The following is a 15423-nucleotide window of genomic DNA, read 5'->3' as shown; positions in this document are numbered from 1 at the left end:
ACCGCCGCCACCAAAACCGCCACCACCGCCAAAGCCGCCCCCGCCTCCGGAGCCGCCACGGCCGGCGGGCAGGATACCGAGCATCTGGCAGACAAACACCGTCAGGATGAACAACATCACTAAAAACACGAACAATGCCGGATGCCGCGAGACGAAATCATCGGACGGATCACCGCTCGATTCATACACCGTCGACGGCTCATCCAGCGGATTGCCGCCAAGCACTACCAGCATCGCCGCGACGCCGTCGCTGATGCCTTTGCTGAAGTTGCCGGTCTTGAACGCGGGGGTGATGACTTGATGGATGATCACCGAACTCTGCGCATCGGTGAGCCGGTCCTCCAGACCATAACCGACTTCAATGCGCAGCTTGCGCTCGTCACGGGCGACGATCAGCAGCGCGCCGTTGTTCTTGTCCTTCTGGCCGATGCCCCAGTGCCGGCCCAGCTGGACGCCATAATCTTCAATGGTGGTGCCTTGCAGATCCGGTACGGTGACCACAACCAATTGCTCGCCGGTCGCCTGCTCGTGGGCCTGCAACTGCTGGCCCAGTTGCGCGCGCACCGACGGCTCGAGCATCTGCGCTTCGTCCACCACCCGCCCGCTCAGCGCCGGGAACGTCAACTCGGCCCGGGCGCTGAAGGTCAATACCCACAACAGCAACACCAGCCCCATCTTCAACACACGCATCTATTACCCCCACCGTCCGCTGTAGGAGCTGCCGCAGGCTGCGATCTTTTGATCTCGTTTTTACAAACCAACGTCAAAAGATCGCAGCCTGCGGCAGCTCCTACACAGGTGTGTTTTCAGAATTTGACCTGAGGTGCCTTATCGGCATCCGGCGTGGTGGCTTCGAAGGTTTCGCGGATCGGCAGGTCGCTGTACATCACGCTGTGCCAGAGACGACCGGGAAAGGTGCGGATTTCGGTGTTGTATTTCTGCACCGCCAGAATGAAATCGCGGCGCGCCACGGCGATGCGGTTCTCGGTGCCTTCGAGTTGCGATTGCAGGGCGAGGAAATTCTGGTTGGCCTTCAGGTCCGGGTAACGCTCGGAGACCACCATCAAACGGCTCAACGCGCCGGTCAGTTGATCCTGCGCCTGCTGGAACTGTTTGAGTTTCTCGGGATTGTCGAGGGTGCTGGCATCGACCTGGATCGACGTGGCTTTCGCCCGAGCCTCGATCACCGCGGTCAAGGTTTCCTGCTCATGAGCGGCGTAACCCTTCACCGTTTCCACCAGGTTGGGGATCAGGTCGGCGCGGCGCTGATACTGGTTCTGCACCTGCCCCCATGCGGCTTTGGCCTGTTCGTCGAGGGTCGGGATATTGTTGATGCCGCACGCGGTCAACAGCGTGGCCAGCACCAGCAGTGTGGCGACCTGCAAACGCGAGCGATTGGTTGGGCTTACATTCATCGCAGTGATGCTCCTTGGCACATTTCATTATAAAAACCGAGCGCGAAACATTCTCCGCCGGCTCTTGGGGCATAATCGGCCGCGCTGCTGGATTACGACGCGCCAATGGGCTAAAAAGTGCCCTGCGCGATCACGCTGCCGCCGTGTCGGCTGCCGTTTCTGGCTCTGCTTTTTTGAGCCTGTACCCGAACAACAATAGTCGCTCCCTAAATTTTGGCTGGCCGGCATTGCATTGCCGTTTGTGCCCTTGAGAAAAATATTCATGAAGAAGCTGTGTTTGCTGGGTCTGTTCGTCAGCCTGGCCAGTCATCAAGTATTGGCCGCCACGACCCCGGTACCCCTGGAAAACAAGGACGCGTTCATCAGCAACCTGATGAATCAAATGACCCTCGATGAAAAGATCGGCCAGTTGCGCCTGATCAGCATCGGCCCGGAAATGCCTCGCGAGCTGATCCGCAAAGAGATCGCGGCCGGCAACATCGGCGGCACCTTCAACTCGATAACCCGCCCGGAAAACCGTCCGATGCAGGACGCTGCCATGCGCAGCCGCCTGAAGATCCCGATGTTTTTTGCCTACGACGTGATCCACGGTCACCGGACGATTTTCCCGATTCCGCTGGCCCTCGCCTCGAGCTGGGACATGGATGCCATCGGCCAGTCCGGCCGTGTTGCCGCGAAAGAAGCCGCCGCCGACAGCCTCGACATCACCTTCGCGCCGATGGTCGACATCTCCCGCGACCCACGCTGGGGCCGCAGCTCCGAAGGTTTCGGTGAAGACACCTACCTGACCTCGCGCATCGCCGGCGTGATGGTTCGTGCCTATCAGGGCGCGACCCCGAGCGCCGCCGACAGCATCATGGCCAGCGTCAAGCACTTCGCCCTGTATGGCGCGGTTGAAGGCGGTCGCGACTACAACACCGTCGATATGAGTCCGGTGAAGATGTATCAGGATTATCTGCCGCCGTACCGCGCCGCAATCGATGCCGGCGCCGGCGGTGTGATGGTCGCGTTGAACTCGATCAACGGCATTCCGGCCACGGCCAACACCTGGCTGATGAACGACCTGTTGCGTCGTGACTGGGGCTTCAAGGGCCTGGCGGTCAGCGACCACGGCGCGATCTTCGAACTGATCAAACACGGCGTCGCCCGCGACGGTCGTGAAGCAGCGAAACTGGCGATCAAGGCTGGTATCGACATGAGCATGAACGACACCCTCTACGGCAAAGAGCTGCCGGGGCTGCTCAAGGCCGGCGAGATCGAACAGAAGGACATCGACAACGCGGTGCGTGAAGTGCTCGCCGCCAAGTACGACATGGGCCTGTTCAAGGATCCGTACCTGCGCATCGGCAAGGCTGAAGATGATCCGGTCGACACCTACGCCGAGAGCCGTCTGCACCGCGCCGAGGCCCGTGAAGTGGCGCGACGCAGCCTGGTGTTGCTGAAGAACCAGAACGAAACCCTGCCGCTGAAGAAAGACGCAAAAGTCATGCTGGTCGGCCCATTGGCCAAAGCACCGATCGACATGATGGGCAGCTGGGCCGCAGCGGGTAAGCCGGCGCAATCGGTAACCCTGTTCGATGGCATGAGCTCGGTGATCGGCAACAAGTCGAACCTGATCTACGCCCGTGGCGCCAACATCACCAGCGACAAGAAGGTGCTCGACTACCTGAACTTCCTCAACTTCGATGCGCCGGAAGTGGTCGATGACCCGCGCCCGGCCAAGGTGCTGATCGACGAAGCGGTAAAAGCCGCCAAGGACGCTGACGTGATCGTCGCCGCCGTGGGCGAATCCCGTGGCATGTCCCACGAATCCTCCAGCCGCACCGATCTGAACATCCCGGAAAACCAGCGCGAGCTGATCCGTGCGTTGAAAGCCACCGGCAAACCGTTGGTGCTGGTGCTGATGAACGGCCGTCCGCTGACCATCCTCGAAGAGAACCAGTCGGCTGACGCGATTCTGGAAACCTGGTTCAGCGGCACCGAGGGCGGCAACGCTATCGCTGACGTGCTGTTCGGCGACTACAACCCGTCGGGCAAACTGCCGGTGACCTTCCCGCGCTCCGTGGGCCAGATCCCGACCTACTACAACCACCTGAGCATTGGCCGGCCGTTCACGCCGGGCAAACCGGGCAACTACACCTCGCAGTATTTCGATGACACCACAGGTCCCCTGTTCCCGTTCGGTTATGGCCTGAGCTACACCCAGTTCACCCTGAGCGACATGGCGCTGTCGTCGACCACCCTGAACGCCACCGGCAAGCTCGACGCCAGCGTCATGCTGAAAAATACCGGCAAGCGTGACGGCGAAACCGTGGTGCAGTTGTACATTCAGGACGTCACCGGTTCGATGATCCGCCCGGTGAAGGAACTGAAGAACTTCCAGAAAATCATGCTCAAGGCCGGCGAACAGAAAGTCGTGCACTTCACCATCACCGAGGATGACCTGAAGTTCTACAACGCCCAGCTCAAATACGCGGCAGAGCCGGGCAAGTTCAACGTGCAGATCGGCCTGGATTCGCAGGACGTGACGCAGCAGAGCTTCGAGTTGCTGTAACCGGTTTTTGCCCCGATGATCGTTCCCACGCTCCGCGTGGGAATGCCTCATGGGACGCTCCGCGTCCAGTGACGCGGAGCGTCACGGGCTGCATTCCCACGCAGAGCGTGGGAACGATCAAAAGATGGTGTACACCCTGTAGGAGCTGCCGAAGGCTGCGATCTTTTGATCTAGCTCTACCCGCGGCGGTCGAGGATATTGACCACCACCCGATCCACCCAGCCCCACACCCGCTGCTTGACCCGCCGCCACAACGGCCGGCGCTGCCACTCTTCCAGACTTACCTGCTGACTCAGCCCGAAGTCCTTCACAAAACTCGCCTCTACCGCTGCCGTCAACGCCGGATCCAGCGCCTCCAGATTCGCCTCCAGATTGAAGCGCAGGTTCCAGTGGTCGAAGTTGCACGAACCGATGCTCACCCAATCGTCCACCAGCACCATTTTCAAGTGCAGGAAGCACGGCTGGTATTCGAAGATCTGCACCCCGGCCTTGAGCAGTCGCGGGTAGTAGCGATGCCCGGCGTAGCGCACTGACGGGTGATCGGTGCGCGGCCCGGTCAACAGCAACCGCACATCAACACCGCGCGCGGCAGCCTTGCGCAGGGAGCGGCGGATTTTCCACGTTGGCAGGAAATACGGCGTGGCCATCCAGATGCGTTTTTGCCCACTGTTCAAGGCGCGGAACAGCGACTGCAGAATGTCACGGTGCTGGCGGGCGTCGGCATACGCTACACGGCCCATGCCCTCGCCCTTGTCCGGCACGCGCGGTAACCGTGGCAGACCGAAATGCGCGGCCGGGCGCCAGGCGCGGCGGTAGCGGTTAGCGATCCATTGGCGATCAAACAGTAATTGCCAGTCGATCACCAACGGCCCGCTGATCTCGACCATCACTTCGTGCCATTCGCTGCTGTCATGGCCCGGCGTCCAGAACTCATCGGTGACACCGGTGCCACCGACCACCGCCAGACATTGATCGACCAGCAGCAATTTGCGGTGATCGCGATAGAAGTTGCCGACCCAGCGCCGCCAGTTAAGCCGATTATAGAAACGCAGTTCCACCCCGGCATGAGTCAGGCGCTGACGCAAATTGAGGGTGAAGGCGAGGCTGCCGTAATCATCGAACAGACAACGCACACGCACGCCACGCTCCGCCGCCAGCACCAGCGCCTGGACGATGGTTTCGGCACAGGCGCCGGCCTCGACCAGATACAGCTCGAGCTCGATCTGCTCCTGGGCAGCGGCGATCTGCTCAAGCATGCGCGGGAAGAATTGCGGGCCGTCGATCAACAGCTCGAACCGATTACCGTCACGCCATGGGAACACTGCGCCGCGCATGTCAGCGCGCCGTGAAGATCAGCACCGCACCCACCGGCACCGACAGGCTGATGGCCGACAGATCGGCGAGTTTGCGCAGGCTTTCCAGCCCTGGCAGCAGATCGAAATCCTCGGCGTTGATCACCAGCGGCTCCAGCGTCACCACCTGAAAGCGGCGATCATCAAGGCGCGTTGCCAAGAGTTCGGCCGGGTATTCATGTTGCTTGCCGTGCAGATTGACGGTCAGCGGCAGGCGCAATTCCAGTTGCGCGCCGGGGGCCAGATCGTTGATCGGGCGCAAGTCAATCTGCGTGGTGATGGTCGCTTCGGGGAATTGCTCGATCTGGAACAGCTCCTTGCGCATGCGCTCGTCGCGCAGCGGGATGCCGCTGTTGATCGAGTCCAGCTCGATTTCGACTTCGGCGCGACCGTTGGGATCGACCTTGCCGTGCAGCACCAGAAAACGCTGCACTTCGGAAATACTGGCGTTTTTCGTACTGACGAACGACAGCCGCGACGACTCGCCGTCCAGATACCAATTGGCCTGCGCCGGCAGCGCGAGGGTGGCCAGCAGCAGGCTGGACAGGGATGCAATGAGGGAGCGGTTGAACATTGAGGACTCGTGGGGGCGATAAACCTGCACGAACCTTAACTGGCCATGGGGTTATTGCAAACATCCAGAGCAAAAGATCGCAGCCTGCGGCAGCTCCTACAGGGGGAATACATTTCTAATGTGGGGGCGGGCTCGCACGGGGAAACGTACCGCCAGCCAATAGATATGCCTTCTGTCGAATCGTCACACCGCCGTTCTCACAGGGGAGCAGTGCTTGATGTAGGAGCTGCCGCAGGCTGCGATCTTTTGGCTGTCAGGCCAATACCTGCTGCACATCGCCAATCGTCGCCGCCAGGCTATTCAAATGCAGGCTCAACACTCGCTCCACCGGCGCCTGATCCATCGGCCAGTGCAGCGCCATACTGCCCACCAATTTGCCTTGCGCACGGATCGGTAGCGCCACCGCGCGAATCAGAAACGGCAAACGCACCGGGTATTCCCAATAGCCTTCGGTACGCTGACCAAAGCCTTGATGCAAGGCCTGCTCGGTCACACGAAACAAACCCTCATCGCTCAACTGCTCACGCTCGGCGAGCCGCTCGACCTCATCACTTTCCAACTCGCCAAGACACGCCCGCCCCATCGCCGAATGAAACAGACTGGCGTGATGCCCGACGATCTGGCAGTTGTTCGGATAACGCTTGCGCAACACCTGCGGAATCGCGCTCTCCATCACCTCAACCCGCTCGCCATCGAAGCACGACAGATCCGCGACCAGCCCGGTGCGCTCGCACAACTCCAGCAACATCGGCGCCGCGCTCTCCACCAAATGTCGCTTGAAGCGCTGCTGACGATCGCCAAACAGGCGCTTGGCACACAAGCGGTAACGGCGGTCACTGAGGCCGCGATAGATCCAGCCCTGTTCCTGCAACGTCGCCAGCATCCGCGACACCGTGGCTTTGGGCAGGCTGGTGAGGTAGTGCAATTCCTCCAGCCCCAGCGCCTGATGCTCGCCGAGCAATTCGACAATGGCCAGCGCCCGTTCCACCGAACGCACGCTGCCGGTATCCGCTTTGCTGCCCATGTGTTCGATCTCCCTGCGCGCAGATGGATGAGCACTTTTTGCAGCAAGATGCGGGCCGCTCAGGCTGATTGCAGGCATGGCGGCGGGCAGCGTTCGACCCAACGGGTCAGTTGTTCGTGGGCATACGCCAGTTGCAGCACCGCCCGGTCAGCCTGCGCCGGGCCGATGATTTGCAGGCCCATCGGCAGCCCCGCCGGGTTGAAACCGACTGGCACGCTGATGCTCGGCAACCCCGCCAACGTCGGGCCGATGACCACTTCCATCCAGCGGTGATAGGTGTCCATGGTCTGCCCGCCGACCACGCGCGGCCATGGCTGTTGTGCATCAAAAGGGAACACTTGCGCGGTCGGCAACAGCAGGAAATCGTAACGCTGGAACAATTCGCTCAGGGCGCGATACCACTCACTGCGATCGACCGAGGCTTTGTAGACATCGGCAGCGCTCAGGCGTAAACCGCCCTCGATTTCCCACTGTGCCTCAGGTTTGAGCATTTCGCGTTTGCGCGGATCGGCATACGCCGCGCCAAGGCTGCCCTGCACCAGAAAATGCCGGTGGGTCAGCCAGGTTTGCCATAAACGCGCCATGGAGAAATCCGGCTGGCACGCCTCGACCTGACAACCCAACGCAGTGAAATCCGCCAGCGCCGATTCGCACAGACTCAACACCCCGTCGTCCATCGGCAGATAGCCGTTGTAGTCGCCGAGCCAGCCAATGCGTACGTCGCTGAAATCCTGTGGCAGGCCTTCAGCAAAATTGCGCGGCTCATCTTTCAGCGACAGTGGCACGCGGGGATCGTAGCCGGCCTGCGTCGACAGCAATCGTGCGACATCGGTGACGCTGCGGCCCATAGGCCCTTCGGTGGCCAGTTGCTGAACGAACACTTCCGGCGTCGGTCCGTGTGGCACACGGCCTTGCGACGGGCGAAAACCGAAGACGTTGTTGAACGCCGCCGGGTTGCGCAACGAGCCCATCATGTCGCTGCCATCGGCCACCGGCAGCAGACGCAAGGCCAGCGCCACCGCGGCGCCGCCGCTGCTGCCACCGGCAATCCGGCTTGCATCGTAGGCATTGGTAGTGGTGCCGAACACGCGGTTGTAGGTCTGCGAACCGAGGCCGAACTCCGGCACATTGCTCTTGCCGATGATGATCGCGCCGCAGGCACGTACGCGCGCCACGCTGATCGCATCGTGCTGCGGCACCTGCTCGGCGAACAACGGCGAACCCATAGTAGTGCGCAGTCCGTCAGTGGCCGCCAAGTCCTTGATCGCCTGCGGCATGCCGTGCATCCAGCCTTTGGACTGGCCGCGATCGAGTTGCCGGTCGCACTCATCGGCCTCACGTAAAACGTCCTCGGCCGGACGCAGCGAGACCAGCGCATTGACCTGCGGGTTGAAGCGTTCGATATGCGTCACATAGGCCTGCATCACCTCACGGCACGACACCTGGCGCGCATGGATTGCCCGGGACAGCGCATCGGCGTCGAGGGCGACAATCGGATCAATCGCTAAAGGTTTCACGGTTTCACTCCCACATTCAGCGCAACGGATTTCTTCGCGCGCGGCGCCTCTTGCAGACAGTAAGTACCGAGCAAGGTCAGCAGGCAAGCGAACAACACATAGAAGGACGGCGCCACCGGCGTGTTCAAGACCTTGCTCAGCCAGGTGACGATCAGCGGTGCGAAGCCGCCGAACACCATCACCGCCACGTTGTAGGCGACAGACACGCCGGTGGAGCGCACTTCAATCGGAAACTGCTCGGCGAGTGCCGTCGGCGCCGGGCCGAAGAAACCGCCAATTGCACTGCACAGCAGCAGTTGCATCACCAGCAAGCGCTCGATCGACGGGGCCGCCGCGACCCACACATACAGCGGATAAATCATCACGAAAAACGCTAACGTGAACGCCATCAACACCGGCCGACGGCCAACACGATCCGACAGTGCGCCGGAGAACGGAATCACCACCGTCATCAACGCCACCGCGAGCATCTGCACCAGCAGCACCTGATCCAACGGCAAGCCGAGGTTGGTGTGGGCGAAGGTCGGCATGTTCACCAGCACCACGTAAAACGACACCGTCGCGCCGCTGGCCAAACCCATCGACACCAGCAGGCTGCGGCGGTGCTCGCGGATCACTTGCCACAGGCCCGGCGCTGCGCCTTTGGCTTTTTTACGTGCTTGAAGAAACTCTTCCGGTTCTTCCATGTGCTTGCGAATCCACAAGCCGACCGGGCCGATCAACAGACCGATCACGAATGGAATACGCCAGCCCCAGGTGTCCAGCGCCTCGGGTGAAAACACATGGGTAACCAGCGCCACCATGGCCGCGCCGGCAAACACCGCGAGGCATTGCCCGACCAGTTGCCACGAACCGTACAAACCTTTGCGATGAGCCGGCGCGCTCTCCACCAGAAACGCCGTGGCGCTGGCGTATTCGCCGCCGGTGGCGAAACCTTGCAGCATGCGCGCAACGACGATCAGCAGCGGCGCGCCCATGCCGATGGCGGCGTAGCTTGGCGCAAACGCGATCAGGGCGATCGACACGGTCATCAGGCGGATGATCAGCTGCATCGCCGCTTTGCGGCCTTTGCGGTCGGAATACATGCCGAGCAGGATGCCGCCGACCGGGCGCATGAAGAAACCGACGCCGAAGGTCGCCAGCGCCATCAACAGCGAGGCGTAGCCATCTTCGGAGGGAAAGAACTGCCGAGCGATGATGCTCGCCAGAAAGCCGTAAACGATGAAGTCATACCATTCCAGCGCGTTGCCGATAACCGCAGCGACCACTTGCCGGGTACGCGAAACACCTGTGCTCGAAACCTGCATGGCGGATTCTCCATAAAGCTGTTGGGTGATCACCCGGGCGCACGTGGGCCCGGGGTTCAGCGGCAGCAAAAAGTGAAGAAGTCAGGCCGGCTTGAGCCAGCTCTCGGTCAACGCGCCCCAATACGCTGCGCCCGTCAGCAGGATGTCGTCGTTAAAGTCGTAAGCCGGGTTGTGCACCATCGGCCGCGACACGCCGTTGCCGATGAACAGGTAGGCGCCGGGGCAACGCTGAAGCATCCAGGCGAAGTCTTCGCTGCCCATCAGTTTGGGAGTGTTGCCGTCGACGGCATCCGCGCCCACCAGCTCGACGCCGACCTGGCGGGCGAACTCGGTTTCGGCGGCGTGGTTGACCAGCACCGGATAGGCCGGGCGGTGTTCGATTGTCGAGGTACAGCCGAAGCTTTGCGCCTGGGTTTCGATGATGTTGCGCACGCGATTGAGGGTCTGCTCGCGCACATCGGCATTCAGCGCGCGCAGGCTCAGGCGCAGGATTGCCTGTTGCGGGATAACGTTGGCCGCCTCCCCCGCTTGCAGCGCGCCGACGGTGACCACCGCCGCCTGCTGCGCATCGATGTTGCGCGCGACCACCGTTTGCAATGCCATCACCACACTGGCGGCGGCGACCAGCGGATCGACCGTCAGGTGCGGCATCGAGCCGTGACCGCCGACGCCTTCGATGACCACGTTGAGCAAGTCCTGCGAAGCCATCATCGGCCCTTCGCGAAAACCCAAGTGCCCGGCAGGCAGGCCCGGCATGTTGTGCATACCGAACAATGCATCGCACGGAAAGCGTTCGAGCAGACCGTCGGCGAGCATCGCTTCGGCGCCGCCCTGACCTTCTTCCGCCGGTTGGAAAATCAGCGTGAGGGTGCCGTCGAACTGCCGTGTCGCCGCCAGATAACGCGCGGCACCGAGCAGCATCGCGGTATGCCCGTCGTGACCGCAGGCATGCATGCAGCCCTGATGTTTACTGCTGTAGGCGGCGCCGGTGTTTTCAATGATCGGCAAGGCATCCATGTCGGCGCGCAAGCCGAGTTTGCGCGAACTGCTGCCATTGCGCAGCACACCGACGACGCCGGTTCTGCCGATGCCGGTGTGGACTTCGTAGCCCCAGCTTTCGAGGGATCGGGCGACCAGCGCCGAGGTACGGTTTTCTTCAAAACCCAGTTCGGGGTGGGCGTGGATGTCCTGGCGGGTGGCGTGCAGGTCGCGGGCCACATCGTTGAGCCAGGCCAGAATATGCTGATGTCGGGGCATGACGGTTCTCCTCGCGCGGGTGTTCCCGGTCTTGTTGTTTGCAATGAATTCACGACACGTTGAAAGGCAGGTCGTGCTCACCGCCAGATAACCGCGAGACGCGCGCAAGGACAATCGAATGTGGTTCCACAGAGTGGAACCCCGCTTCCAGGATCAACATATCCCCTTGTAGGAGTGAGCCTGCTCGCGATGGCGGTGTCTCAGATAACAATTATGTTGACTGACACACCGCCATCGCGAGCAGGCTCACTCCTACAGGGACGATTGGGTGTGGTCAGGGATTGAGGCGGCAGCCCCGGCGTTCGCTTTGCCACTGGGCGCGGTGGCTGCGGCCCATGCCGCTGACGGTGATGGTTTTACTGGCGCTGTCATCGCTGAAGTCGCTGGTCGGCAGCCACTGTTTCACGTAGCCACGGCAGTATTCGGCGTTGTTGTTCATCACGTAGCGGCACGAACAATATTCCTTGGCGGTGTAGGCACTGATGATGTCCGGGAAGGCCCACAGGTTTTCGCGTTCATAGACGACCCAGCCGAGCAGCAAAACCAGCAGTAACAGCAAAAAGCGCTTCATGGCCGCACCGCCTTCAGCACACGTTTGAGCAATTCGTTGTGGCGGTAGCTGCCTTCGCGATCATCGGCGTAACGCACGATCACCAGTTTCTCGCTGGGGATCACGTACAGCGCCTGGCCCCAGTGACCGAGAGCAGCGAAGGTGTCGGGCGGTGCATCGGGCCACGGAGAGTCCGTGCCATCCGGTGCACGATTGAGCCACCACTGTCCGCCGGGCACGGCTTCGTCCTGATGGGCCTTGTAACCGGCGAACGGTTGCAGGTTGAATGCGAGCCAATCCTTGGGTAGCAACTGCTGGGTATCCCAACGCCCGTCGCGGGCCATCAACAGCCCGACTCGCGCCAGATCCCGTGCGGTGAGATAGGCGTAAGACGAAGCGACAAAAGTGCCCATCGCATCGGTTTCCCACACGGCGTGGCGGATGCCCAAAGGCTCAAACAGCGCTGTCCACGGATAGTCGGGATAACGCAGCGGGCCGACGATGTTTTTCAATGCGGCGGCGAGCAGATTGCTGTCGCCGCTGGAGTAACGGAAGGCCTGCCCCGGCGCAGCGTAGCTGTCTTGTTCGGCAGTGAACGCGGCCATGTCGCGATGACCACGGGTGTAGAGCATCGCCACTACCGAGGATTTCAGCGGCGCGTATTCGTAGTCTTCCTGCCAGTCGATGCCCGAAGCCCAGTGGAGCAAATCGGCGAATTTTATATCCGGGTGTTTTGCCAGTGGCGGGTAAAACTTTGCGGCCGGGTCTTCGAGTTTGAACAGGCCTTCGCCGTACGCCACACCGAGCACGGTGGCCATCAGGCTTTTGCTGATCGACCAGGTCAGGTGCGGGGTTTGCGCGTTGGTTGGGCCGGCGTAGCGTTCATAGATAATCTGGCCGTCGTGGATGATCAGCAGGGCATCGGTGCGGATGCCTTTGCGGGTTCCATCGTCGCGGGGCGGGAAGGCGTAATTTTCCAGTGACTCTGTATCAGTGACCTTCGGGCCGGTTGGCCAATCGTTACCCGGCCATTGTTCGGCGTGGACGGTGAAGCTGATCAGCAGCAGGAACAGCGACAGGCCTTTGCACATGGGGAGGGCTCTGGGAATGAACCTGCTGAGACTAGTCTGGGTTTATGACAAGCATGCGGTGTTATTTAGATTGCTATCGCGAGCAGGCTCGCTCCCACATTTTGAGCGCATTTCAATTGAAGAAACGCGGTCCCCTGTGGGAGCGAGCCTGCTCGCGAAGAGGCCAGTCAATTCACCGCCAAAGCCTTGGCCAACCGCTTGGCCCTAACCCCCGCCGCCAACTGCATCACCCCCCGATCCCGTTGCCACATCTGCGCCCATTCTGCCGGCCCGTCAGCCAACGCCTGATCAACCTCAGCCTTGAGCGAATCAAACTGCACAAACAACCCAGCCAACAACACATGCCCAGCCGGATTGTTCGGCGGTTGCCGACTCGCCTCAGCGCACCCGGCCAACAGCGCCAGCAAACGCAATTGCAGCGCTTGCGGCCAGTCGCTGTCCTGTCCGACGCCATACAGCCACGCGGTCATCGCGCTCAGCACATAGACATCTTCCAGCGTGCGAAACGGTTTGACGTAAGCATCCCAACCATCCCCCGCCAACAACTCGCACAACGCGCCATCAAGCAGCAAGCGGCCATGACTGATGTCCGGCATCAACGGCAGCGCCGGCAGTTTTTCCACGGTCACGCCGGGTTCGCCGGGGTACACCACCGCCAGACTCAGGCGCGGCGTTTCACCGGGTTCTTCGCTGCGCGCAGCAATCAGCAGCCAGTCCGCCGCATCGCCGGCAGTGACGAAATCCTTGCGCCCACTCAAGCGTAAATCGGTGAGGCGCGTGTGCATGTCTGCCGGACGCAGACTGCGCTGCTCGGTCGCACACAACGCACCGAGGCTCAGCGGCGCGCTCGGCCAGAGCATGCGCAATGCCGCCTGATAACCGACCAGAAACGCCAGCCCCGGCGTCGCCATCCGCCGCCCGCCGGCGACCGCCAATTCGAACGGCGTGACGTTGCCCAACTGCTGCAACAACGTCGCAAAACCCTCGGCGAGGTCAGCGACGGCGGGCAATCGTTCACGGCTGTGCAGCAGATCTGGCCAGGGCATAGGAGGCTCCTTGTGGGCTGTCATATAAGCATCACCGAACGTTCATGGCGATGACACCGGGGCTACATAGCCTGACTTTGCACAACACGGCTGCATAAAGAAAGTCGATCGGCTGCAACCCACGACGGGTTAAAGGCCCGTACGGAGATTCACATGACTCAGATCGCCCGCATCAGCGACACCGGCAATGAACGCCGCCTGCAAGCCGAACGCCTGATCGGCGCCGAGGCCTTGCAGCAAGCCCAGGCCCTGCGATTCAACGTCTTCAGCGGCGAGTTCAACGCCAAACTGAAAGGCGCGGAACTGGGTCTGGACATGGATGATTATGATGTTCACTGCAGCCACATCGGCGTGCGTGATTTGAACACCGGCCGTCTGGTGGCGACCACGCGTCTGCTCGATCACACCGCCGCCAGCAGCCTCGGCAAGTTCTACAGCGAAGAAGAATTCAGCCTGCACGGCCTCGCGCATCTGCAAGGCCCGATCCTCGAAATCGGCCGCACCTGCGTCGACCCGGCGTACCGCAACGGTGGCACCATCGCGGTGCTGTGGGGCGAGTTGGCCGAAGTGTTGAATCAGGGCGGCTACAGTTATTTGATGGGTTGCGCGAGCATCCCGATGCAGGACGGCGGCATTCAGGCCCACGCGATCATGCAGCGTTTGCGCGAACGCTATCTGTGCACCGAGCACCTGCGTGCCGAGCCGAAAAATCCGCTGCCGACGCTGGATATTCCGTCGAACGTGATCGCCGAAATGCCGCCGCTGCTCAAGGCTTACATGCGTCTGGGCGCGAAGATTTGCGGGGAGCCGTGCTGGGACGAAGACTTTCAGGTCGCCGACGTGTTCATCCTGCTCAAGCGCGACGAACTCTGCCCGCGCTACGCCAAGCACTTCAAGGCGGCCGTGTGATGAGCCGGTTGCGGGTGTACGCGCGGATCGCGCGGGTGCTGCTGGTGGTGTCGCTGGGTTTGACCATGGCCAGCGTCTTCGGCGTGTTTGAACGCATCGGTCTGGCGCATTCGATGGAGCGGCGCCAGCGCTGGTCGCGCTTCTTCATGGCGCGCCTGAGCAATGCCCTGCCCTTTCGCGTGACGGTTCACGGTGAACTGCCGAAACAGCCGATGCTGTGGGTCAGCAATCATGTGTCGTGGACCGACATTCCACTGCTGGGGATGCTCACGCCGCTGTCGTTTCTGTCCAAGGCTGAAGTGCGCACCTGGCCGGTGGCTGGTTGGCTGGCCGCGAAGGCCGGCAGCCTGTTCATCCGTCGCGGTTCGGGCGACAGCCAGTTGATCCGCAAGCAGATGACCCGTCACCTGCAAACCGCTCACCCGCTGCTGATGTTCCCGGAAGGCACCACCACCGATGGCCGCTCACTGCGTACCTTTCATGGTCGCTTGCTGGCGGCGGCGATTGATTCCGAGGTGATGCTGCTACCGGTGGCGATCCGTTATCTGCGCGATGGCGAAATCGATGGGCTGGCACCGTTCATTGGTGACGACGATCTGCTGTCGCACCTGATGCGCCTGTTCAGCAATGATTGCGGCGATGTTGAAGTGCACCTGCTCAAGCCGATTGCCTGTCAGGGGCGAGAGCGTGCTGCGCTGGCGTTTGAAGCGCAGCAGGCGGTACAGAAGGCGTTGTTTGGCGAGGTGGCGAAACCGGCCGAACCGCGTCGTGCAGGCGAATTGATTGCCGCCTGAAAACACAAATCCCCTGTAGGAGTGAGCCTGCTC

General features: G+C 61.5%; 14 protein-coding genes. 3 read left to right on the top strand and 11 right to left on the bottom strand.

Annotated elements, in window-relative coordinates; translation table 11 throughout:
* Together CQ009_RS16755 and CQ009_RS16745 are read right to left on the bottom strand one after the other, a co-directional pair.
* Positions 1 to 690 (bottom strand): YgcG family protein (locus CQ009_RS16755; RefSeq protein ID WP_105707529.1); only part of this gene is annotated, 690 nt, incomplete at its 3' end.
* Positions 691 to 806: 116 nt separating this feature from the next.
* Positions 807 to 1415: a LemA family protein gene (locus CQ009_RS16745; RefSeq protein WP_064393025.1), complete on the bottom strand. Its 609-nt coding sequence runs from the start codon at positions 1413 to 1415 to the stop codon at positions 807 to 809.
* 262 nt (positions 1416 to 1677) lie between these two features.
* On the opposite strand from CQ009_RS16745, the gene bglX reads away from it, so the two are divergent.
* A complete protein-coding gene (bglX, locus tag CQ009_RS16740; protein ID WP_105707528.1) occupies positions 1678 to 3969 on the top strand; it encodes a beta-glucosidase BglX in 2292 nt (763 codons plus the stop codon).
* A gap of 176 nt (positions 3970 to 4145) precedes the next feature.
* Here bglX and CQ009_RS16735 read toward each other — a convergent pair whose 3' ends face one another.
* The 9 genes from CQ009_RS16735 to CQ009_RS16695 all read right to left on the bottom strand — a co-directional run bounded on the left by CQ009_RS16735 (position 4146) and on the right by CQ009_RS16695 (position 13687).
* Positions 4146 to 5303, bottom strand: coding sequence for a phosphatidylserine/phosphatidylglycerophosphate/cardiolipin synthase family protein (locus CQ009_RS16735; protein WP_105707525.1), 1158 nt, complete (start codon positions 5301 to 5303; stop codon positions 4146 to 4148).
* Position 5304: 1 nt separating this feature from the next.
* Positions 5305 to 5895: a YceI family protein gene (locus CQ009_RS16730; protein ID WP_105707523.1), complete on the bottom strand. Its 591-nt coding sequence runs from the start codon at positions 5893 to 5895 to the stop codon at positions 5305 to 5307.
* 253 nt (positions 5896 to 6148) lie between these two features.
* A complete protein-coding gene (locus tag CQ009_RS16725) occupies positions 6149 to 6919 on the bottom strand; it encodes an IclR family transcriptional regulator (RefSeq protein WP_064393029.1) in 771 nt (256 codons plus the stop codon).
* A gap of 59 nt (positions 6920 to 6978) precedes the next feature.
* The gene (locus CQ009_RS16720) at positions 6979 to 8436 is read right to left on the bottom strand and encodes an amidase (RefSeq protein WP_105707520.1); all 1458 of its coding nucleotides are present in this window, start codon (positions 8434 to 8436) and stop codon (positions 6979 to 6981) included.
* Positions 8433 to 9743, bottom strand: coding sequence for a citrate-proton symporter (locus CQ009_RS16715; protein WP_064393031.1), 1311 nt, complete (start codon positions 9741 to 9743; stop codon positions 8433 to 8435). Before CQ009_RS16715 ends, CQ009_RS16720 begins: the two co-directional genes overlap by 4 nt.
* A gap of 81 nt (positions 9744 to 9824) precedes the next feature.
* Positions 9825 to 11000, bottom strand: a complete 1176-nt coding sequence (locus CQ009_RS16710) for a M20 aminoacylase family protein (protein WP_105707518.1) — start codon at positions 10998 to 11000, stop codon at positions 9825 to 9827.
* Positions 11001 to 11274: 274 nt separating this feature from the next.
* Positions 11275 to 11571 (bottom strand): amidase, encoded by a 297-nt coding sequence (locus tag CQ009_RS16705; RefSeq protein ID WP_105707516.1) that lies wholly within the window; start codon positions 11569 to 11571, stop codon positions 11275 to 11277.
* Positions 11568 to 12641: a serine hydrolase gene (locus CQ009_RS16700; protein ID WP_105707514.1), complete on the bottom strand. Its 1074-nt coding sequence runs from the start codon at positions 12639 to 12641 to the stop codon at positions 11568 to 11570. The genes CQ009_RS16705 and CQ009_RS16700 overlap by 4 nt, the downstream gene beginning before the upstream one ends.
* Positions 12642 to 12808: 167 nt before the next feature.
* Positions 12809 to 13687, bottom strand: a complete 879-nt coding sequence (locus CQ009_RS16695) for an acyl-CoA dehydrogenase family protein (protein ID WP_105707512.1) — start codon at positions 13685 to 13687, stop codon at positions 12809 to 12811.
* Between the two features lie 153 nt (positions 13688 to 13840).
* Between CQ009_RS16695 and olsB the strand changes: the two genes are divergently transcribed.
* Together olsB and CQ009_RS16685 are read left to right on the top strand one after the other, a co-directional pair.
* Positions 13841 to 14596, top strand: a complete 756-nt coding sequence (gene olsB, locus CQ009_RS16690) for an L-ornithine N(alpha)-acyltransferase (protein WP_007916280.1) — start codon at positions 13841 to 13843, stop codon at positions 14594 to 14596.
* Entirely contained in the window at positions 14596 to 15390 is a 795-nt protein-coding gene (locus tag CQ009_RS16685; RefSeq protein ID WP_105707510.1) for a 1-acyl-sn-glycerol-3-phosphate acyltransferase, read from the top strand. Before olsB ends, CQ009_RS16685 begins: the two co-directional genes overlap by 1 nt.
* Positions 15391 to 15423: the final 33 nt, after the last annotated feature.

The organism is Pseudomonas sp. MYb2 (assembly GCF_002979955.1).
In the GTDB taxonomy this organism is placed as follows: Bacteria; Pseudomonadota; Gammaproteobacteria; order Pseudomonadales; family Pseudomonadaceae; genus Aquipseudomonas.
This window is presented reverse-complemented; position numbering and strand designations above follow the sequence as displayed.